The sequence below is a fragment of the Maritimibacter dapengensis genome, from assembly GCF_019218265.1.
GTDB lineage: Bacteria > Pseudomonadota > Alphaproteobacteria > Rhodobacterales > Rhodobacteraceae > Maritimibacter > Maritimibacter dapengensis.
On the sequence record NZ_JAHUZE010000004.1, the window covers coordinates 385612 to 406304 of the forward strand.

The 20693-nt window shown below is 59.7% G+C and carries 21 protein-coding genes and 1 tRNA gene; 14 read left to right on the forward strand and 8 right to left on the reverse strand.

Annotated features, from left to right (window positions below):
* The first annotated feature begins 74 nt into the window (after positions 1 to 74).
* Genes rsmI through KJP28_RS17160 form a run of 4 tightly spaced genes read left to right on the forward strand, consistent with a single transcriptional unit; the run spans position 75 to position 3207 of the window.
* Positions 75 to 920 (forward strand): 16S rRNA (cytidine(1402)-2'-O)-methyltransferase, encoded by an 846-nt coding sequence (gene rsmI, locus KJP28_RS17145; protein WP_336245357.1) that lies wholly within the window; start codon positions 75 to 77, stop codon positions 918 to 920.
* Positions 920 to 1270, forward strand: a complete 351-nt coding sequence (locus tag KJP28_RS17150) for a YraN family protein (RefSeq protein WP_218393850.1) — start codon at positions 920 to 922, stop codon at positions 1268 to 1270. The genes rsmI and KJP28_RS17150 overlap by 1 nt, the downstream gene beginning before the upstream one ends.
* Positions 1271 to 1330: 60 nt before the next feature.
* Positions 1331 to 2272 (forward strand): glutathione synthase, encoded by a 942-nt coding sequence (gene gshB / locus KJP28_RS17155; RefSeq protein ID WP_218393851.1) that lies wholly within the window; start codon positions 1331 to 1333, stop codon positions 2270 to 2272.
* A complete protein-coding gene (locus tag KJP28_RS17160; protein ID WP_218393852.1) occupies positions 2269 to 3207 on the forward strand; it encodes an alpha/beta hydrolase in 939 nt (312 codons plus the stop codon). Before gshB ends, KJP28_RS17160 begins: the two co-directional genes overlap by 4 nt.
* Here KJP28_RS17160 and KJP28_RS17165 read toward each other — a convergent pair.
* From KJP28_RS17165 to cobU, 4 genes are all read right to left on the reverse strand, one after another.
* The gene (locus tag KJP28_RS17165) at positions 3204 to 4718 is read right to left on the reverse strand and encodes a YifB family Mg chelatase-like AAA ATPase (RefSeq protein WP_218393853.1); all 1515 of its coding nucleotides are present in this window, start codon (positions 4716 to 4718) and stop codon (positions 3204 to 3206) included. The genes KJP28_RS17160 and KJP28_RS17165 overlap by 4 nt on opposite strands.
* Before the next feature lie 53 nt (positions 4719 to 4771).
* A complete protein-coding gene (locus KJP28_RS17170) occupies positions 4772 to 5467 on the reverse strand; it encodes a glutathione S-transferase (RefSeq protein WP_218393854.1) in 696 nt (231 codons plus the stop codon).
* Between the two features lie 77 nt (positions 5468 to 5544).
* Positions 5545 to 6117, reverse strand: coding sequence for a histidine phosphatase family protein (locus KJP28_RS17175; RefSeq protein WP_218393855.1), 573 nt, complete (start codon positions 6115 to 6117; stop codon positions 5545 to 5547).
* Complete coding sequence (cobU, locus tag KJP28_RS17180) at positions 6114 to 6656, reverse strand: bifunctional adenosylcobinamide kinase/adenosylcobinamide-phosphate guanylyltransferase (protein ID WP_218393856.1); 543 nt, start codon at positions 6654 to 6656, stop codon at positions 6114 to 6116. The genes KJP28_RS17175 and cobU overlap by 4 nt, the downstream gene beginning before the upstream one ends.
* 85 nt (positions 6657 to 6741) lie before the next feature.
* Here cobU and KJP28_RS17185 point away from each other — a divergent pair, with 85 nt between their 5' ends.
* Genes KJP28_RS17185 through KJP28_RS17205 form a run of 5 tightly spaced genes read left to right on the forward strand, consistent with a single transcriptional unit; the run spans position 6742 to position 12331 of the window.
* Positions 6742 to 7521 (forward strand): ChaN family lipoprotein, encoded by a 780-nt coding sequence (locus KJP28_RS17185; protein WP_218393857.1) that lies wholly within the window; start codon positions 6742 to 6744, stop codon positions 7519 to 7521.
* A 46-nt stretch (positions 7522 to 7567) separates the two neighbouring features.
* The gene (coaBC, locus tag KJP28_RS17190) at positions 7568 to 8764 is read left to right on the forward strand and encodes a bifunctional phosphopantothenoylcysteine decarboxylase/phosphopantothenate--cysteine ligase CoaBC (protein WP_218393858.1); all 1197 of its coding nucleotides are present in this window, start codon (positions 7568 to 7570) and stop codon (positions 8762 to 8764) included.
* The gene (dut, locus tag KJP28_RS17195) at positions 8761 to 9228 is read left to right on the forward strand and encodes a dUTP diphosphatase (RefSeq protein WP_218393859.1); all 468 of its coding nucleotides are present in this window, start codon (positions 8761 to 8763) and stop codon (positions 9226 to 9228) included. Before coaBC ends, dut begins: the two co-directional genes overlap by 4 nt.
* 1 nt (position 9229) lies before the next feature.
* Positions 9230 to 10303, forward strand: coding sequence for a HesA/MoeB/ThiF family protein (locus tag KJP28_RS17200; protein WP_218393860.1), 1074 nt, complete (start codon positions 9230 to 9232; stop codon positions 10301 to 10303).
* Positions 10304 to 12331 carry a M3 family metallopeptidase gene (locus KJP28_RS17205; protein WP_218393861.1) on the forward strand — a complete coding sequence of 676 codons (2028 nt, stop codon included), beginning with the start codon at positions 10304 to 10306 and terminating at the stop codon, positions 12329 to 12331.
* Between the two features lie 29 nt (positions 12332 to 12360).
* On the opposite strand, the gene KJP28_RS17210 is transcribed toward KJP28_RS17205, so the two are convergent.
* Genes KJP28_RS17210 through KJP28_RS17220 form a run of 3 tightly spaced genes read right to left on the reverse strand, consistent with a single transcriptional unit; the run spans position 12361 to position 14817 of the window.
* Entirely contained in the window at positions 12361 to 13266 is a 906-nt protein-coding gene (locus tag KJP28_RS17210) for a cation diffusion facilitator family transporter (protein WP_218393862.1), read from the reverse strand.
* A gap of 43 nt (positions 13267 to 13309) precedes the next feature.
* Complete coding sequence (locus tag KJP28_RS17215) at positions 13310 to 14281, reverse strand: capsular polysaccharide export protein, LipB/KpsS family (protein WP_218393863.1); 972 nt, start codon at positions 14279 to 14281, stop codon at positions 13310 to 13312.
* Positions 14282 to 14307: 26 nt separating this feature from the next.
* The gene (locus tag KJP28_RS17220) at positions 14308 to 14817 is read right to left on the reverse strand and encodes an SH3 domain-containing protein (protein WP_218393864.1); all 510 of its coding nucleotides are present in this window, start codon (positions 14815 to 14817) and stop codon (positions 14308 to 14310) included.
* 131 nt (positions 14818 to 14948) lie between these two features.
* On the opposite strand from KJP28_RS17220, the gene KJP28_RS17225 reads away from it, so the two are divergent.
* From KJP28_RS17225 to KJP28_RS17245, 5 genes are all read left to right on the forward strand, one after another.
* Positions 14949 to 15935 (forward strand): 2-hydroxyacid dehydrogenase, encoded by a 987-nt coding sequence (locus tag KJP28_RS17225; protein ID WP_218393865.1) that lies wholly within the window; start codon positions 14949 to 14951, stop codon positions 15933 to 15935.
* A gap of 48 nt (positions 15936 to 15983) precedes the next feature.
* The gene (locus KJP28_RS17230; RefSeq protein WP_218393866.1) at positions 15984 to 16652 is read left to right on the forward strand and encodes a hypothetical protein; all 669 of its coding nucleotides are present in this window, start codon (positions 15984 to 15986) and stop codon (positions 16650 to 16652) included.
* Between the two features lie 114 nt (positions 16653 to 16766).
* Positions 16767 to 19268 carry a GcvT family protein gene (locus KJP28_RS17235; RefSeq protein WP_218393867.1) on the forward strand — a complete coding sequence of 834 codons (2502 nt, stop codon included), beginning with the start codon at positions 16767 to 16769 and terminating at the stop codon, positions 19266 to 19268.
* 69 nt (positions 19269 to 19337) lie between these two features.
* Positions 19338 to 19706, forward strand: a complete 369-nt coding sequence (locus KJP28_RS17240) for a GFA family protein (protein WP_218393868.1) — start codon at positions 19338 to 19340, stop codon at positions 19704 to 19706.
* Positions 19703 to 20578, forward strand: coding sequence for an oxygenase MpaB family protein (locus tag KJP28_RS17245; protein WP_218393869.1), 876 nt, complete (start codon positions 19703 to 19705; stop codon positions 20576 to 20578). Before KJP28_RS17240 ends, KJP28_RS17245 begins: the two co-directional genes overlap by 4 nt.
* Before the next feature lie 12 nt (positions 20579 to 20590).
* Here the strand turns inward: KJP28_RS17245 and KJP28_RS17250 are convergent.
* Positions 20591 to 20666: transfer RNA gene (locus tag KJP28_RS17250), tRNA-Ala, on the reverse strand.
* Positions 20667 to 20693: the final 27 nt, after the last annotated feature.

A 20693-nucleotide genomic window follows, 5' to 3' on the forward strand; every position in this document is an offset into this window, starting at 1 on the left:
GGAAGTTGAGACTCACCCCGCAACAGGCGGCATAATAAACGTCACGAAAGGCAGGTCCACCCTTGAAACCTAAGGTGACCCCTCTGGACCCGGGCCTATACCTCGTCGCGACGCCGATCGGCAACGCTAGAGACATCACGCTTCGCGCGCTGGATATCCTTGCCAGCGCCGACGTTATCGCTGCAGAAGACACCAGAACTGCGCGAAAACTGCTCTCCATTCACGGCATTGCTATCGATAAACGCCCACTCATTCCCTACCATGACCACTCCGGCCCGGACGGCCGCGCTGGGCTCATGAAACTTCTTTCTGAAGATCTCTCGGTGGCGCTTGTAAGTGAAGCGGGAACGCCTCTCATTGCGGATCCCGGTTACGCGCTCGCGCGAGAAGCTGGAGCGGCGGGCCATATGGTCACGAGCGCACCCGGCGCGTCAGCAGTGCCTACAGCACTGAGTCTTTCGGGCCTTCCGACCGACCGTTTCCTGTTCGCGGGCTTCCCACCAAGCGCCAAGAGTTCGCGACGGACATGGCTTATCGACCTGCTGGAAATTCCAGCCACTTTGATCCTCTACGAAAGCCCAAGACGCATTAACGATACTTTAGCTGATCTCTGTGAATTAGGAGCATCGGAGCGGCAGGTCGCACTCTGCCGTGAACTGACAAAAAAATTCGAAGAGGTGCGCCGCGGCACGCTCGCGGAACTGCGGCGTTCCGTTGAAGTGGGTGCGCCAAAAGGCGAAATCGTCCTTGTGGTGGACCGTGGGCGCGAGGAAGTCAGCAAGGAGGCTATGGAGGAAGCTCTGCGGAAAGCGTTGGAAACGATGCGCGTGAAGGATGCAGCTTCCACAGTTGCCGAAGCCTTCGGCCTGCCCAAGCGCCAAGTTTATCAGGCAGCCTTGGAAATAGGAAAGGGCCAGTGATGTCCGGGCGGTCCAACTATCTCGAGGGCTTGTCCGCGGAAGACGCCGTTGCGCGCGCGTACGTAAGACTTGGGCACTCTTTGGAGGCATGGAGATGGCGTGGGACACGCGGCGAAATTGATCTCATTTTCCGTTGTGGCGAAGCGTACGTCTTCGTCGAAGTCAAAAAGTCGCGCGATTTCCGGCGCGCGGCTGAGGCATTAGCGAGTGCTCAACTCGATCGGATTTGCCAGACGGCAGTGGAGTATTTGTCCAAACGCCCCAATGGTATGCAGGCCGACATGCGGTTCGATCTCGCAATGGTCGACCGCTCAGGACAGATCGAGCGGTTGGAAAACATCACTCTGTAGGCGACCATTGCCCTTTCTTCCGGGACGCGCCATGTAATGTGCAAATTTCGGGAGAGACCAATGACCATACAGGTCGCTTTTCAGATGGACCCCATCCAAGGCGTGGACATCGACGCCGACAGCACGTTCCGGATTGCCGAAGAAGCACAGGCGCGAGGACACGACTTGTTCTTTTACACACCCGACCGGCTTTGTTTTCGGGAGGGCAGGGTGACGGCGCGGGGTTGGCCCATGGAATTGCGCCGTTTGAAAGGTGACCATGTTACGCTCGGCGAAGAGAAAAAGGTCGATCTGTCAGATTTCGAAGTTGTTTGGCTGCGCCAAGATCCGCCGTTCGACATGGGGTACATCACAACCACGCACATCCTGGATCGGATCCACCCCGACACACTGGTCGTGAACGATCCGTTTTGGGTCAGGAACTATCCGGAGAAACTTCTCGTACTTGAATTCCCCGATCTCACACCTCCGACCATGATCGCCCGCTCTCTCGCCGACCTAAAAAGCTTCAAATCCGAGCACGGAGATATCATTCTGAAGCCTTTGTATGGGAACGGAGGCGCGGGCGTGTTTCGGCTCGATCCGAATGACCGAAATCTTTCGAGCCTCCACGAACTTTTTGCCGGCATAAACAACGAGCCGCTCATCGCCCAAAAATATCTCCCCGCCGTGTCGAAAGGGGATAAGCGCGTGATCCTCATCGACGGAGAACCGGTCGGTGCGATCAATCGTGTGCCCGCGGAAGGCGAGACGCGCTCTAACATGCATGTCGGCGGGCGTCCCGAGAAAGTGGAACTGACCGACCGCGATAGGGAAATCTGCGCACGGATCGGCCCTCTGCTTCGTGAAAAGGGCCAGATCTTTGTGGGGATCGACGTGATTGGGGATTGGCTGACCGAAATTAACGTCACCTCGCCAACAGGCATACAGGAACTCGAACGCTTCGATGGCGTGAATATCGCGGCGAAGATATGGGAGGCAATCGAGGCGCGCCTGTCGTGAGCATCCGTCTGCGTGCACTAGGTCTGGTTCTACGTATCTTCGTCAAGCCGGTGCTAAGTCATGCCCGAGATCCGGCCGCGAACCGTGAACTGCTAGAGAAGGGAGCGCGTCGGTTCTTCCGAATGCCACCTTATGCGCTTCAACGTGAGGCGCGACTGCAGGGGGGCGTAAGCGGCATTTGGGTATCCGCTCGGCCCGCGACGCGCCCGGTCCCGAGTGACCGTCTCATATTCTATGTTCATGGAGGCGGGTTCATAGCCGGTGCGCCGGAAACCCACGCCGCCTTACTCGCCAGACTGGCGTGGCTGACGGGTGTCGAAGTTTTCGCGCCACGTTATCGGCTTGCGCCCGAACATCCGTTCCCGGCAGGGATTGAGGATATCCGCGCCGCGTGGGAAGCGCTGTTGCAGCGCGGGTATTCGCCCGACCGAATTGTGCTCGCCGGCGACAGCGCCGGGGGTAATATCGCTCTTGCGTTGCTCGCTGAACTTTGCTCGCGTGGTCAGCGACCGGCGGGGCTATTCGCGTTGTCTCCTCATACGGATTTCACATTCCAAAGCCCCTCGATCAGGGAAAACGAGCATCGTGACACGATGCTGCCAGCCAACCGACGGAAGGATGTGGCGCGCTGGTACCTGAGCAGTGGTGATGTAAGCGACTGTGCAGCGTCGCCCATATTCGCGACTTTTCTCAATCCGCCTCCAGTCCTCCTCCAGTATTCTCAAACCGAAATACTTCGCGACGATGCGAGCCGCCTTGCCGCAATCCTCCGCGATGCTGGTGGTAATGTCGAAGAACAGGTTTGGCCGGACGCTCCTCACGTTTTCCAGATATTCGACGGTTGGGTGCCCGAGGCCCGGGATGCGCTCGAAGGTGTCGCGGATTTTGTCGCCAGAAGGCTTGATGTCACTCGGCCAGGAAAAAGCCGAACTTAGTCGATACGCATCGTCGTGATCCGATAGCTCAATGCCTCGGCGACATGGGGTTTGCGTACATGTTCCTCGCCGGCCAGATCGGCGATGGTCCGAGCCACACGTAGCACCCGATGATAACCACGCGCCGAAAGGCCGAAGCGGTCCGCCGCCTTGGCCAGCAAATCACGACCTTCCGGATCCGGGGCGGCGACTTCGTTCAACGTTTGGCCTTCCGCGTCAGCATTCAGGTGTAGGCCCTGAGCATCCTTGTATCGGTTGGCCTGGCGTTCTCGAGCGTGACGAACGCGTTCTGCAACCGATGCCGATGCTTCTCCGCTTGGCGCCATGTCCAGATCGGCAATAGAAACGGCCGGGACTTCTAACCTGAGGTCGAAGCGATCCAAGAGGGGGCCGGAGATTCTGCCGAGGTAGTCCTCGCCGCAGATCGGAGCCTTCGCGCAGGCCCGTGACGCGTCGGCGAGATAGCCGCAACGACAGGGGTTTGCCGCCGCGATCAACATGAAGCGGCAGGGATAGCGAACATGGGCGTTGGCTCGGGCAACGACGACCTCGCCGGTCTCGATCGGCTGCCGCAAGGTTTCGAGAACCGGGCGCGAAAACTCCGGCAGTTCGTCGAGGAAGAGCACACCGTTGTGGGCAAGGCTCACCTCACCAGGTTTGGCTCCCCGTCCGCCTCCGACAATCGAGGCCATAGACGCGGTGTGGTGGGGGTCGCGAAACGGCCGTGACCGTGATATCCCGCCCTCGTCAATCAATCCGGCAAGCGAATGTATCATCGAAGTCTCAAGTGCTTCCGATGGCGTAAGAGGTGGCAGGATCGACGGCATTCGCGCGGCGATCATCGATTTTCCCGAACCAGGCGACCCGGTCATAAGAAAATGATGCCGCCCTGCGGCAGCGATCTCCATGGCACGTTTGGCACGTTCCTGCCCCTTAACGTCGGAAAGATCACGAAACGTGCGATCTTCAGTGACTTCGCCTGGCTTTGCAGGGGAAAGTGGTGACTGACCGGTGAAATGCTGGATGACAGAGGCGAGCGTTGCGGCCGCGATGACCTTTGCCGTTCCGACCCATGCGGCCTCGGCGCCGCAGGCGCTCGGGCAAACAAGGGCACGTTCGGAATCTGCGGCCGCGACCGCTGCGGGAAGCGCGCCGATCACCGGAACAAGGCTCCCATCAAGAGACAACTCCCCGAGCGCCATGGTGCCCTCGATTTCTTCGGCCGGGATAACGCCAATTGCGGCAAGAAGGGCAAGAGCGATGGGTAGATCGAAATGTGACCCCTCTTTGGGCAAGTCTGCGGGTGAAAGATTGATCGTCACCTTCTTGGCTGGAAGCGCGATGGCCATGGCCGCTAAAGCCGCGCGTACGCGATCGCGTGCCTCCGATACCGCCTTGTCCGGTAATCCAACGATCGAAAACGCCGGCACGCCCGGCGACAGAGCACATTGAACTTCGACCGAACGCGCCTCCACACCTTCGAAAGCAACTGTGTAGGACCGTGCGACCATCCGCCTCTCCGTCTGACTTAACGAAGATTAAGCGCTGTATGGTTAGCGAAGTGTTAATGCGTAAGAGGTAAGGCTGGCCAATCGCGAGTCTTCAGGTCCAGAGCGTAGGGTACGGGATCATAGGATTTCTTCAGCCCCTCCTCGCGCCATTCGCGGAATGCCGCGTCATTCAGTGTCGCAGCAACGTATTCCTGTGCCTCAGTACCTACCGCTAGGGCATAGCCCGCGATCCGAGCCGCGACCGGCGCAAAGAACACGTCAGCAAGGCTGTAGGATCCAAAGAGCCATTGGCCCTTCTGACCATGACGCTCTCTTGCGTATGACCAGAGTTTTTCGATCCGGTCGAGATCGGCGCGGACCGGGTCCGAGGTAGTAAATCCTTCATACTGATGGAGAAGTTGCATCGGGCATTCATCGCGTAATGCCACGAAGCCTGAGTGCATTTCCGCAACCATCCATCGGGCCAATGTCCGTGCGGCGGGGTCTTCTGGCCATAGTCGTGCGTCTGGGTGGCGTTCCGCAAGGGTCTCGGCCATAGCCGCTGTGTCGCCAACTACCAAGCCCTCAGGTGTGCGCAGGACAGGGACGAGCCGCGCAGGGGCGAGATCGGCAAGGTCCTCGGTCATGGTCCCGTCATAGAGACCGACCATGTGAACTTCGAAGGGCAACCCGAACTTTCGCAGCATGAGCCAGCCGCGCAGCGACCAACTCGAAAATGTTTGGTCGCCGATATAGAGGGAATATGTCATGAGCTACCTTGTCCGTTGCGAAACGAAGGCTAACAGCAGCGGACTTTGCAGGGAAATTCCAAATTGTGCGCGTGCCATCACGGGAGGTGATTGATCGGTCCCGCCGTCCATCGTGCCGGCCCTATGGCAAGTTGGGTGACCGACAAATTGTCGATCCTGTGCGCCAAAACCCTTGTGACCGGCACTTCGAGTGCCCGACGGACCTGGCTCAGTATGACCCCAAAATGGGCGACCACGATCAATCCTTCGGGATTTTCCCGTACAAGCCGGTCTACGACCGGATTGACCCGGTGTTCGAGAGATCGCCAGCTTTCACCGCCAGGCGGTGCATTGTTCTCCGGATCGTCCCAGAAGGCGCGGGTACCGTCGGGATCTTCATCATGAAGCTCTTTGCCTGATCGCATTTCCCAAAAGCCAAAATTGAGTTCCCGCAGGTTTGGTTCGTTGGCAAGGCGCGGGCGACCTCGCTGTATCGCACTCGCGGTATCGGCGGCGCGTATCAGGTCCGACGAAACGATCGGGACACGCGGCAAATAGGTTGATAGACGGTGGAGCGCGGCGGTGTCTGAAAGGTCGGCGGGGATGTCGCTCCACCCCACCATCGCCTTACGATGTGTCGGTCCGTGGCGGACCCACCAGACCTTGGTCATGTGGAAAGTTCCGTCAGATCGCCTTTCAGAGCGAAGGGCAGCCCTGCCATGACCCCGACGACGTGCGATGCGCGCGCCGCGAGCGTTTGGTTCAGTCGCCCCTGCGCGGCACGGAACCGGCGTGCGAGCGCATTGTCGGGCACAATGCCAGCGCCGACTTCGTTCGTGACGATGACCACTTGTGCGGGACACGCTATGAGTGCGTTGAGTAAGCGTGTTTCCTGGCTCATGAGATCGGCTTCTGCGACCAGTAGGTTTGATAACCAGAGCGTCACGCAGTCCAACAGCACAACGCGACCTGTGCCGATATCGGAAAGCGCCAAGGCCACGTCAAGCGGGGCTTCGACCGTTGTCCAATGTGATGAACGACGAGCTTGATGTGCCGCGATCTTGAGCTTCATCTCATCGTCGAACGCCTGCGCAGTCGCGATGTAGGTCAACGGGAGCCCGGTGCTCTCGGCAAGTCGCTCCGCATAGGCCGACTTGCCGGAGGCGGCTCCTCCGATCACGAGCGTCAGGTCAGGCAGGCTCAAAGTCATGTGATTGACCTACCACCCACTCCAGCGCGATGAAAGCAACGTGAGCGGGCTTGCCGCGGGACGCGCTAGTCGCCAGAGTGCGCACATGCTCCATTTACTACCTTTCCTGCTCATTGCAACGCCGGCTTCAGCCGGACCCTTCGCCGAAATCGAGGCGGACATTTACGTGCTGGGCGAAGTGCATGACAACGCCGCGCATCATATGACGCAGGCCGAAGCGGTGTCGGACATCGCGCCGGCCGCGGTCGTCTTCGAGATGTTGACCGAAATGCAGGCGAGCGAGGTTCGTGGAGGCCGGCCGACTGACGCCGAAACGCTGGCCGAAGTTCTGCAATGGAGCAAAAGCGGCTGGCCGGATTTTTCTATGTATTATCCGATATTCGCGGCGGCCCGTGGAGCTGAGATATTTGGCGCGGCAGTTCCACGCGACGTGAGCCAGGCGGCCATGCAAGACGGGCTGGCTGAGAGTTTCGCAGGCGACGCCGAAATTTTCTCGCTAAAGGAGCCTCTCGGCGACGACGAGTTGGAAGAACGGCTTGCCTTGCAGCACGAGGCGCATTGCGGCGCGCTGCCGGAAGAATTGCTTCCAGCGATGGTGGACGTGCAAAGGCTCCGTGACGCTACCCTGGCACAGTCGGCGATCGAGGCGCATCGGGCGACCGGAGGTCCGGTCGCGATCATCACCGGAAACGGACACGCCCGCAATGACTGGGGGGTGCCATTCTACATAGCTCGGGCCGCTCCAGAACTGTCGGTCGTCACGCTTGGTCAATCCGAAGACGGCCTCGAACCGGATGGAGGGTTCGACATCATACTCGACGCGCCGGCGGCTTTACGCGAAGACCCGTGCGCGGCTTTCCAGTAGTGGACGCATCGGCGACAGCGGCGTAACAAGGGTCAAAGGAACCAACATGCTGGCAGGCAAACGCATTCTTCTGATCATCGGTGGCGGGGTAGCGGCGTTCAAGTCGTTGATATTGATCCGTCAACTCCGGGAACGCGGGGCCAGCGTGGTGCCCGTCATTACCCGCGCAGGCGAAGAATTCGTCACGCCATTGTCCGCATCGGCGTTGGCGGCGGAAAAGGTCTACACCGATCTCTTCGACCTCACGGACGAGGCCGAGATGGGACATATCGAGCTTAGCCGCGACGCTGACCTCGTCGTGGTGGCCCCTGCGACAGCCGATCTGCTTGGAAAAATGGCCAACGGATTGGCGGACGATCTGGCATCGACATTGCTTCTCGCCACAGACAAGCGAGTGCTTGTCGCCCCCGCGATGAACGTGCGGATGTGGGAACACCCGGCGGTCCAGCGCAATGCTGCTTTGCTGAAGGCCGACGGCGTTCTCTTTGCAGGGCCGACCGAAGGTGCAATGGCATGTGGCGAATTCGGTTTTGGTCGTCTGGTCGAGCCCGACGAAATTGCGGACGCAATCTCGGCAGCACTGTCCGCAGGCCCGCTTGCAGGGAAACACGTTCTCGTTACGTCTGGGCCGACACACGAGCCGATCGACCCAGTGCGCTACATCGCCAATCGCTCTTCGGGTGCGCAAGGTACGGCGATCGCGGCAGCGTTGTCGGCTCTCGGGGCGTCGGTCACATTCGTTACCGGTCCGGCAGATGTGCGGCCACCGGCCGGCGTCAATGTCGTCGCAGTCGAAACCGCACAAGAGATGCTTGGTGCCGTGCAAGTCGCGCTCCCCGCCGACGCCGCGATCTTTGCGGCCGCCGTTGCGGATTGGCGGGTGGCCAGTGCCAACGCCAGCAAGATCAAAAAGGATACGTCGGGCAGCCTGCCTAGCCTGGAGTTCGCAGAAAACCCCGACATCCTCGCCATTGTGAGCCAAATGGTCGATGGGCGCCCAAAGCTGGTCGTGGGTTTTGCCGCTGAGACAGACGATGTCGTGGCCCATGCCACAGCAAAGCGCGACCGCAAGGGCTGCGACTGGATCGTCGCCAACGACGTGTCGCCCGAGACCGGGATCATGGGAGGCTCCGAAAACGCGGTTGTTCTCATTTCCTCCGGCGGCGCAGAGGAATGGCCTCGGATGACCAAGGATCAGGTGGCGCGCAAGCTGGCAGCCCGTGTCGCAGAGGCGCTGACATGACACCGGTGATAAAGGTGATACGCGAGGAATGGGCTGACGACGGCGTCGCGGTCCCAGCCTACGAAACCTCGGGTGCGGCGGGCGCTGACCTACGTGCCAATTTGCCCATCGAACATCGCAGTGAAGGAATAACGCTCGCCCCCCTTGAGCGCCGGATCATCCCTACCGGTTTGAGGGTCGAAATCCCGCAAGGATTTGAAATGCAGATCCGTCCCCGTTCCGGACTTGCGTTGAACCACGGCATTTCGCTTCCCAACACGCCCGGTACGATCGACAGCGATTACCGTGGGGCGCTTGGCGTCCTGCTGATAAATCTCGGGACCGAGCCCTACACACTCCACCATAACGATCGGATAGCCCAAGCAATCATTTCGCCGGTGACTCAAGCGGCTTATGTAGTCGCGACTGAGATTTCCGAAAGTGGACGAGGCGACGGGGGGTTCGGTTCGACCGGACGAAACTGATATGTTCGTTCTTTTCGTCGCAATCGCGATCTGGGGAATCGGTCACGTGCTGGACCAGCCAAAGCGCCGTCGGGTCACCTTGATCGCCCTCTTGCTGGCAGTCGTACTGTTGACCCACGCGCTATTCCCATCGAACCACCCTTTACCGCGCCTGTTCGGAGGCAATTTTGCGGCTTGGGCCACCCTTGTCGGAGGCATTGCGCTCGTGGCGATCTACCGCGAGGGGCTGAAACGACTTCGCAACCATGCAGCACCGCAAGAGGTCAAGAAAGAAGGTTCATTCAGCGAAGCCGAACTCGGACGATACGCCCGCCATATTGTCCTGCGCGAGATCGGCGGGCCGGGGCAGAAGGCCTTGAAAGACGCGCGGGTTTTAGTGGTCGGGGCAGGGGGACTAGGGTCGCCCGCTCTGCTGTATCTCGCAGCGTCGGGCGTAGGAACCGTTGGCGTGATCGACGGCGACATCGTGGATAATTCCAACCTTCAACGCCAGGTCATCCACCGAGACGAAGATATTGGCACGCCCAAGGTTTTTTCGGCAGAGCGCGCGATGAAGGCGCAAAACCCTTACGTTGTCGTGCGGCCATACAACCGCCGCCTTACCGAAGACATTGCCGCAGATCTTTTTGCCGAATACGACTTGGTCTTGGAGGGGTGCGACAATTTTGAGACCCGTTACCTTGTCAATCGCATCGCCGCATCCCTGCGCATTCCCGTAATCGGAGGGGCATTGACCCAGTGGGAGGGGCAGATTTCGATCTGGCACCCGGCATCCGGCGCGCCTTGTTACCAATGCGTGTTTCCAGAAGCGCCAGATCCCGGCCTCGCACCTTCCTGCTCCGAAGCGGGGGTAGCCGGACCGCTCCCCGGCGTCGTTGGCTCAATGATGGCGGTCGAAGCAATCAAGTACCTGACGGAAGCGGGCGAGACGCTGGCGGGCCGGCTCCTGATATATGATGCACTCTATGCCGACTCGAGAATTGTGCGTGTGAAACCGCGTCCCGATTGCCCGGTTTGCGGCGCGAGACTGGACAAACCGGGTCCCGCGCTTAGCTCTTCCTTGAAGGAGATCTGAATGGCAAATCCGCTATTGGCCGACTGGACAGACCCCTACGAACTACCCCCGTTCGAAGCAATCCAGGACGACCATTTCCCCGAGGCGATGGATGCCGCCTTGTCCGAAGCGCGTGCAGCCGTAGATGCGATTGTGGCGCAAGAAGCGCCGCCCACGTTCGAAAATACCATCGAAGCACTCGAAATGGCTGACGCGACGCTGTCAAAGGTCGCAGGTGTGTTCTACAATCTGGTAGGCGCCGACGCGAACGAAGCGCGGCAGTCGCTGCAACGCGACCTGTCACCTAAGATGGCCGCATACTCGTCCGACATCCTGATGAACGAAGGCCTGTTCGCTCGCGTCGAAGCGCTTTGGCAGGAACGTGAGAACCTCGGCCTGACCGAAGAACAGGCCCGGGTCCTTATGCTGACGCGGCGAGGCTTCACGCGCGCGGGGGCTGAGCTGACGGGGGCGGACCGCCATCGGTACCGTGAAATCATGGAAAGGCTCGCCATTTTGGGTACCGGGTTCACCCAAAACCTCCTGGCTGATGAGCGTGAATGGTTTATGGAACTGTCTGAGAGCGACCTCGAAGGGCTCCCGGAATTTCTAATCGACTCTGCCCGCTCAGCAGGCGAAGAAAAGGGCGTAGGTGGCCCTGTCATCACGCTGTCCCGTTCCCTGATTACGCCGTTCCTCGCAGCATCGCCGCGCCGAGACCTGCGCAAGCGTGCATACGAAGCTTACACGGCACGCGGTGCGAACGGGGGAAAGACGGACAACCGTGCCATCGCTGCCGAGGTGCTGAAGTTGCGCGAAGAACGAGCCCGGCTCTTGGGTTACGACAACTTTGCAGCATACAAGCTTGAAACTCAGATGGCCGGGACCGCGGACCGCGTACGCGAGTTGCTCAACGATGTCTGGCGGCCGGCGCGCAACGCGGCCAATAACGACGCGGCGATCCTCGAACAAATGCTGCACGCCGATGGCGTAGCCGGCCCGCTCGAACCTTGGGACTGGCACTACTATTCTGAGAAACGGCGACAGGAAGAACACGATTTGGACGAGGCGAGGGTCAAGCCATTCCTGCAACTCGATCGGATGATCGAGGCCGCTTTCGCAACCGCTAACCGGCTGTTCGGGCTCAAGTTCGAACGCCTCGACACACCCGGGTATCACCCCGATGTTCGAACCTATGAGGTCACTCGTGGCGGAGATCATATTGCGATCTTCATGGGGGATTACTTCGCACGCGGGTCGAAACGCTCTGGCGCATGGTGTTCCGCGATGCGAAGTCAGAAGAAACTCGGTGGTGAGACGCGTCCAATTGTCGTGAACGTCTGCAATTTTGCCCGACCTGAGGCGAACAACCAAACGCTTCTTTCCTTTGACGATGCACGAACCCTTTTCCACGAGTTCGGCCACGCGCTGCACCAGATGCTTTCTGACGTGACGTACGAAAGTATCTCTGGAACGTCCGTTGCGCGGGATTTTGTGGAGCTTCCAAGCCAGCTCTTCGAGCATTGGCTCGAAGTGCCCGAGGTCCTGGCCGAGTATGCGACACACGCCGAAACCGGTGAGCCTATGCCACGGGAATTGCTTGACCGGCTTCTCGGCGCGGCAACCTATGACATGGGATTTGCCACGGTTGAATACGTCGCCTCCGCTTTGGTTGATCTCGAGTTCCATTCCGGCCCTGCGCCTGTCGACCCGATGCAAAAACAGGCCGAGGTGTTGGAAGACCTTGGAATGCCCCATGCGATCAGGATGCGGCACGCAACACCGCACTTCGCACATGTCTTTTCCGGCGACGGGTATTCGGCGGGTTACTATAGCTACATGTGGTCCGAAGTCATGGACGCGGATGCGTTCGAAGCGTTCTTGGAAGCCGGTTCCGCCTTCGATAAGGTCACTGCCCGTGCGTTCGAGGACAATATCCTGTCGCGCGGAGGGTCTGCTGAGGCACAAGATCTCTACCTCGCCTTTCGTGGCAAGATGCCCGAAATAGATGCACTCCTGAAGGGCCGAGGTCTAGTTGCTGCCGAGTAAATCCTCCAGTTGGGAAATATTGGGCCGAGTTAGGTACGGGAGGGGTCGTCCGGGTGAGGCTCGACCCCAACTGGGTCTTTGTGGATCAACACATCGGTGCCTGGAAAAGCACTAAGTATCTCCCGTCTCAACGCCGCTCCGATGGCATGCGCTTCGTCGAGTGTTTGAGCCCCGTCCAGTTCGATATGGAGGTTGACGAAGGTCACTGAGCCAGCGGTCCGCGTCTTGAGGTCATGATACCCATGCACGCCAGGGAACTCGCGCACCAGTGCTTCGATCCCCGCGATGGTTTCCTCGTCAGCGGCCCTGTCCATCAACGCATCGAATGCCTTGCGGAAGATACCGATGGCCCCGACTGCCAGCATGATCGCCGCACCGATGGCAACCACACTGTCGATGGTTTCCAACCCGAATGTGCGGCTGGCCCAAAGCGACAGGATGGCACCCAGCGCAGGCAACAGATCTCCCACGTAGTGCAGGCTATCTGCTGCAACCACGCGGCTTTTTGTTCGTTTCATCACGTAGCGTTGCCACAACACCAGCGCGAGCGTGAGGATAATCGACAGGACCATCGCGGCGATGCCTTGGCTTTCGTTGGTCAAAGGCACCGGCTCGCCTGCGAACAGGCGCATGATTGCGGCGTAACCGATCACCCCAGCCGAAAGCAGGATAAAAAGCGATTGGCCAAGCGCTGCGAGATCCTCAACCGAACTGTGTCCGAAAGCGTGATCTTCGTCTGCGGGCCGGGCTGCATAAATGATCGCGACCAACCCGCCGATCGAAACCATCAGGTCCATGGCGCTGTCTGCAAGCGAGGCGGCCACTGATAGCGCGCCGGTGCCGCCCAGGGCCCAGATCTTCAAAGCGACGAGGGTCAATGCGATGCTTGCCGAAGCGATACCGGCAGACAGGTTCAAGCGATTGTTTGCGTTCATCGCGCCACCGAAGTTTCGCAATCGGGATACAGTAGTCGGATCCTCAGATGAAAGCTTTTTCCACGATCCGGGTCCATGCGCGTTCGGCAAAATCCTCTTTCGCTTCTTCAAGCAGATGGCGATGCAAGTACCAGAAAAAGTACTTCTCGTAAGGGAAGTCGGCCATCGCTTCGACACCGAAATCAAGGGCTTCACACAGATCCTCTGCGGTCCGAGCGGTCAGCGTCGCCTGCCAATAGTCCGACTTCCCGCAGGTCACGACAGGCTTTTTTTGCATTAATGCTTCGAAGCCCGCTCTTGAATTCTGCGTCACCACTAGGTCCGCAGCGGCCACGAGATCATGTACCGATGCCTCCGAGATTTGGACGTTCGGGTACTCTTGGGCAACGGCGACGATGGCGCGTCGCATCGGTTTCGACTGCATCGGATGCATTTTCACGTAGATCACCTTCTGCGTCTCGTATTCGGCGATTGCACGTATCATTTGCTCTGTAGACAGGTAGTGCATTCGGATCGGCTGCTGCTCGATCTCTTGGCAGAATAGCGCGACCCGTGCCTTCGCCGGAGGCGGATCAAGCCGTGATGGCTGGTCGACAGGGGAGATATTGTGTTCGAGCTGCCAACTGGTGACGCCGTTGAAAAAGTACTCTGCGGCTTCCTTGTCGATCCGTTCCGGCGCGAACTGGCCGAATCTCAGCGTGGAGTTTGGTCCGATTCCCAGTTCATCAAGGTACCAGAACCCTCTCACCGGTCCGGCACCGACATGGAGTCGGTCAGGCGCGTATCCAGCGCGATCTCCGAACATGATATGTACGTAGCCCAGACTCTGGTCTCGCATCATGTCCGCGACTTTGGAGTTCGCACGAACCGCGCGGGTCGGTATCCCGTCGCGCAATGCACGTTCAGCCAATTTCGGAAAAAAGCCATCCCGTCCCATAAGGATATCCGAGAGCGCCTGGCTATCAGCATGAACGACAAGCATTCGGCGGTTCTGCTTCGCCAGCATCCGCGCCATAGAGGGTGTCGAGACCTCTTCCACCGCTAGTCGAACACTTCGTTTGGCTTGACGCCCCAGAGCGCGGATTTCTCCATCCATCCCCGATGTCCCTCAACCTTGACCTTGCACCAAACCGGTTCACACCGATCCAGGTATATTACGACGCCAGCTTCGAGCCGGGCCTTGATCTGCGCGTCGCTCGCATCGCGCGCTCGCACGGGTGCCAGGTCGCGCTCCACGATCCCGGTTCGTGCTCCTGAAATTAGGGAGTAGTGAATCCAGCCACCAACGCCATCCCGGTCACGGACTTGTCGCCAGTGGCCGAATTCGCCGACCACCGTGAGCGGCATACCGCGCCGTTTGAAAACCCAGTCGATCCGGTGGGTCAAGGATGGACCCCGTCGGACGTTGGCCTCGCCGACCTTCAACGAGACGAACCGCGGTATAGGGAGGTTCGTAACCGGCCCCCGCTCTGCCGCACGCGCTTCGGCGGCGGAGACGAGGAGTCCCACCACGAGAGCCGAAAACGCCAGGAACGCGCTTATACGTGTCATAACTACTGCCCGTGAACGCTTGTTGTATTTTTTTGCCGCGCAATTTTCTTTCGCGCTGACTTGTGCCTGTTTGCGTTCCCTGACACGATGCATCACGCGCGCTGAAAAAAGCAAGCCACGGGAGGCGATGGATGGCTCGGAAGCGGTTGAGTGTTGTCGTAACGCGACGGTTGCCTGAGGCAGTCGAAAAGCGCATGGCCGACCTTTTCGACGTCGAGTTAAACGAAACCGACGAACCAATGAGCCGCGACGCGTTGGCCTCTGCCATGAAACGCGCCGATGTTCTTGTTCCAACGCTATCCGACACGATTGATCAGGCGCTTCTGGCGCAGGCTGGTGAGCGGTTGAGGCTGATCGCGAATTACGGGGCGGGCGTCGATCATATCGACGTCGGCACGGCGCGGCAGCGGGGTATCCTCGTGTCGAACACGCCCGGCGTTTCGGCCGATGACACGGCGGACATGGCCATGGCGATGATCGTTTCGCTGTCACGCCGACTACCCGAAGGCGTGCGCCTCATGGCGGCAGGCACTTGGGAAGGGTGGTCGCCCTCGGCTATGTTGGGCCGCCGAATTGCGGGTCTCCGGCTAGGTATTCTCGGCATGGGCCGGATCGGACAGGCCGTGGCACGACGCGCGAATGCCTTCGGCATGGAAGTTCACTACCACAATAGGCGGCGACTACACGACGACATCGAAGCGGAATTGACGGCAAAATACTGGGAGAGTCTCGACCAGATGGTGAGCCGGGTCGATGTATTGTCGATCAACGCGCCACACACGCCCTCGACCTTCCACCTCATGAATGCCCGCAGGTTGAAACTCATGAAATCTGACGCGGTCATCATCAACACGTCGCGTGGCGAAGTGATCGACGAAAATGCGCTGACCCGAATGCTACGCGCCGGCGAGATCGCTGGCGCCGGCCTCGACGTCTATGAGAAGGGCAGTGAAGGAAACCCGCGGCTGCGCGAGCTCGAAAACGTTGTACTTTTACCGCATATGGGATCGGCCACGGTCGAAGGCCGGATCGAGATGGGCGAAAAGGTCATCATCAACATTAAGACCTTCGACGACGGCCACCGTCCACCGGATCAGGTCGTGCCGGGAATGCTCTGACCAGCGCAATCCGCTTGACCCTGCCACGCGGCGCGCCAAACTCGCCGCATGAAACGCGCCCTCATATTCGGCTTGCTCTCGCTCACCGCTTGCGCGCGACCACTGACCGAGAACGAAACGATCTTCGCTAAGAACCTGTTCGGCGACACTCTGCGCACCGATGAGGTGAGCATCATGGCGGGCGCAGGGCTGACGCCACTTCCGTGGCGGCCCAAGAACCCGGATCCTAGGGTGGATGCCGCCGCCGGAACGGTAGAACCCCGCAAGCCGCCCGACGATCTCTGTGTGCGCAAACCGAGCCCGCGCCCCTACTGGGACTGGCCAGCCGCATTCGTGCTCGACGACAACATCTACTTTTCCTACCGATGGTATCCGTTCGACGCCTTTGAGGGCATGCCCGAGACCGTGCCATTTCCCCATTCCGTCCTCATGGCGCATGAATTGGTCCATATCTGGCAATGGCAAAACCGCGACCGCACTGGCTATTCGCCGCAGGCGTCTGGCAATGAAAGCCTCAGATCAAAAGATCCGTACTACTACGCGAACCGCGACAGCGCCGACTTCTTCGCCTTCGGGTACGAGCAACAGGCCGCGATGATCGAAGATTTCGTGTGCTACGCGCTTTTCGACCCCGAGGACCCGGTTCTGGACGAACTAGCTCAGTTGCTTCGCCCTGTCCTTCCAGTTGACGGTTTCTTGGACAGCCTTGGGCGATGACACCTACTTAGCGGTGCCGTTGGTCGCTTTTGCACCATCAAGCGTCGGGCGAATTTGTCCTCCGATTCCGTATTGCGCCATTTTGATCGCGGACGAACAAGGGAGTCGTGTGCCATGACGAAACATGTGAAAGCACTGGTGGTCGGGGGCGGCGCAGTGGGCGCGTCGATCGCCTATCACTTGGCAAAGGCAGGTTGGAAAGACGTGGTGCTGTTCGAGCGCGACGAACTGACCTCGGGCTCCACATGGCACGCAGCCGGCCTCCTGCCTCTGTTCAACATGGGATATGCGACCTCGCATATCCACGACTACTCGGTGAAGTTCTACAAAACGCTCGAAGAAGAGACAGGTTTCGACGCCGGCTTCTTCGTGGTCGGCAACCTTCGCATGGCGCAAACCGATGAGCGGATGGACGAATACGAACTCTACGCCTCGACGGCCGAAACCGTTGGCATCCCGTACGAATTCCTCACGCCCTCCCAGATCAAGGACCGCTGGCCGCTGGTCCATACCGACGACCTGAAGGGCGCGCTGTATCACCCGACCGATGGCTACATTAACCCGGCCGATGTGACCATGGCGATGGCCAAGGGTGCGCGGCAGCGGGGCGTCGAGATCCTGCGCAAGCGGCAGGTGGACAGCTACGAATGGGCAGGTGACCACTGGATCGTCAAAGGCAGAATTACGGGCGAAAAGGGTGGCAACCTGATCGCCACGGAGGAAGAGTTCGAGATCCACGCCGAGCATGTCGTGACGGCCACCGGTAACCATGCGCAACGCACCGCTAAGCAGCTTGGCATCAAGATGCCTGCGATCCCTGTCGAACACCAGTTCATCGTTACGGAGCCCGACCCCGCGCTGGTGGAATACCGCAAGACCAATCCGCAGCACCCAGTGCTGCGCGATGCGGATGCCAAATGGTATGTCCGCGAAGAACGCGGGGGCTGGATACTCGGACCCTACGAGCGCAACGCGCCAGCGCGGTTCGAGTTCGGCGTGCCCGACAGCTTCCGCGCCGACCTCTTCCCGCTCGATCTGGACCGGATCGAGGAAGAATACATGTCGATGATTCACCGCATTCCGTCTTCGGAAACGGTGGGCCTGAAGGATGATTTCAACGGCCCGATCTGCTACACGCCAGACGGCAACCCGCTTGTAGGTCCGGCGCCGGGCCTGCGCAACATGTGGTTGGCAGAGGGTTTCTCCTTCGGGATCACGGCGGCAGGCGGCACCGGTTATTACCTCGCCCAGATGATGGTCGAGGGCGAGGCCGAGATCGACATGGCGTCGCTCGATCCGAAGCGATACGGGCAGGACTGGATGACCACCGAGTACGGTGCCCGCAAGAACGAAGAGTGCTACGAGCACGTCTACATCCTGCACCACCCTGACGAGGAGCGCGAAGCCTGCCGTCCGCTGCGCACCGGCCCAGCCTACGACCGTCAAAAAGCGCTCGGCGCGCAATTCGGTGTCGTGAACGGCTTTGAACGTCCGAACTACTACGGTCCGCTGGACGCGCCCGAGAACTTCGACCACGACGCACGATCCTTCCGTCGTGGTGGTTGGTGGGAATACGCCAAGGCCGAGGCCGAAGCGATCCGCAACGCCGCAGGCATGGTGGACGCGACCGCCTTCGCCAAGCACCGCGTGTGGGGACCGGGCGCAACCGCGTTCCTCGACTGGTTCACCACCAACAAACTGCCTAAAGTGGGCCGCATCAACCTGACATACGCCCTGACGGAAACCGGCACGACCCGCACGGAATACACGATTGTGCGCGAGGCCGAGGATAGCTACTACCTCGTCTCCGCAGGGGGGCTTCACGCCTATGACGAAGATTACCTTTACAAGGCGATCGAAGACAAAGAGGACGAGTTCGGGCGCATCAACCGCGAGGATGTGACCACGAAATACGGCGTCTTCGCACTCGCCGGACCCAACGCCCGCGACATCCTCAAGGAATTGATCGTGGACGCTGACCCGGACATGGCGCTGTCCAACAAACGCTTCCCATGGCTGTCGATGCGCAACATCGAATTGAAGATGTGCCCAGTCATGGCGATCCGCGTGGCCTATACCGGCGAGCTTGGGTGGGAGCTTCACCACCCGATCGAGATGCAGAACTACCTGTGGGATCTGCTCATGAAAGCGGGCGAGAAACATGGGCTGAAACCAGCGGGCGTGCGAGCGCAGAACTGGCTGCGTCAAGAGAAGAGCTACCGCGCCTTCGGCACCGAGCTTGGCCGTGATGCGACACCGCTGGAAGCCGGGCTGGACCGTTTCGTCGACATGGAAAAGGACTTCCACGGCAAGGAAGCGATGCAGGAAACAGGCATCCGTTCGATGTGCGTGACGCTTCTGATCGACGGACCCGAAGATGCCGACCCTTGGGGGCGCGAGGCGCTCTATGACGGCGACACCAAGGTCGGGCGTCTGACGTCGGGCGGCTATTCGGTCGCTTTCGGAAAATCCATTGGCATGGGCTACGTCAGCCCGGACAAGGCCGCGGTCGGAGCCAAGCTCAACGTCAAGATGCAGGGCCAGCTGTGGGACGCGGAAATCTGCGAAGACAGCCCACACGACCCAACCAACGCACGCATCCGACAAGACGGCTGAGGCATATCATGATACCCTCCGGACACGCGCCGGAGGGTCTGCCTTCGGGGAAACTCGGAGGCATTTCTATTGAGCGATACTATCTCCTGCTCCTGCCTTTGCGGCACCGTGACGTTCACGGTGACTTGGCCCGACCATGTGACCTCGTGCAATTGCTCGGCTTGCCGCCGCTACATGGCACTTTGGGCTTACGATCCACCCGGAACGCTGACCTTCACGAAGGGCGAGGGCGAAACCGTCGCATTCACACGGGGGGACCACGAGCTTGCCTTCCACCATTGTCAGACCTGCGGCGCCGTCACCCACTGGCAGGGAATCGTAAACGACCGACGCGCCGGGAATGTGAGACTCGCCGATGACCCGGATGTACTCGACCGGTTGCGCGTGCATTATTTCGACGGAGCCGACAGTTGGACCACGATCCGGATTGAGGGATGACGCCGATCACGGAAACCAGCGGTCTGGACCGCGACCCAGAGACCGAATACGCCGACATTGCGCGTTGGCTCGGTTCGATCGAGTTCGCGTGGGATATCGAGCGCGCGCTCGAATTCGCCCTGTTTCGCACATACGCCGTGCCGTCGATTTCGGGCCTGCTGGCACGAACAGGCAAGTTCGAGGCGGCACCGCGCAAACGGTACGATGATACCGAGCTTCTCTTGTCCGAGCCGATGGAGCACGGGCTGGACAGCGAGAGGGGTCGCGCGGCGGTGGAACGGCTAAACGCAATTCATGGGCGGTTTCGCATCTCCAACGAAGACATGCGCTACGTCCTGTCTACATTCGTTTGCGAACCCGTGCGCTGGTGTGCGGAAAACGCGAAGCGCAAGTTCAAGGACCATGAAGTCCGGGCATGGACGAATTACTACATAGATCTCGGAAGCCGCATGGGGATAACGGACCTACCAAGCGATTTCGCGGGCTTCGAGGCGCTTAACCGAGATTACGGGGCATCGCATTTTCAATTTGCTGAAACGAACAAGAAAATCGCAGATGCATCGGTCGAATTGCTTCTTGGTTTCTACTTGCCGCGCTCACTATTTCCGCTTGGCCGTCCCGTAATCCGAGCCATGATGGATGATCCGCTTTTGGAAGCGATGGGATATGAACCGGCTCCATGGTTCGTGAAGGCGATGGTACGCATTGCACTTGATCTGCGGGCAGCAGTGGTTCGCCTCCTCCCGCGACGGAGGCGTCCGCTTTTCCTGACGCAGCGCAAGCGACCGACCTATCCAGGCGGATACCTCATTTCGGAACTGGGAAATGGCCCCGAGCAGGGGAGCGTCCTCCGGCGTCAGGCTTCGAACTGACTGACTGGGATTTGGTGGAGCCGATCGGGATCGAACCGACGACCTCGTCATTGCGAACGACGCGCTCTCCCAACTGAGCTACGGCCCCAACGCGCCGGTATTTGGCGTTTTATGC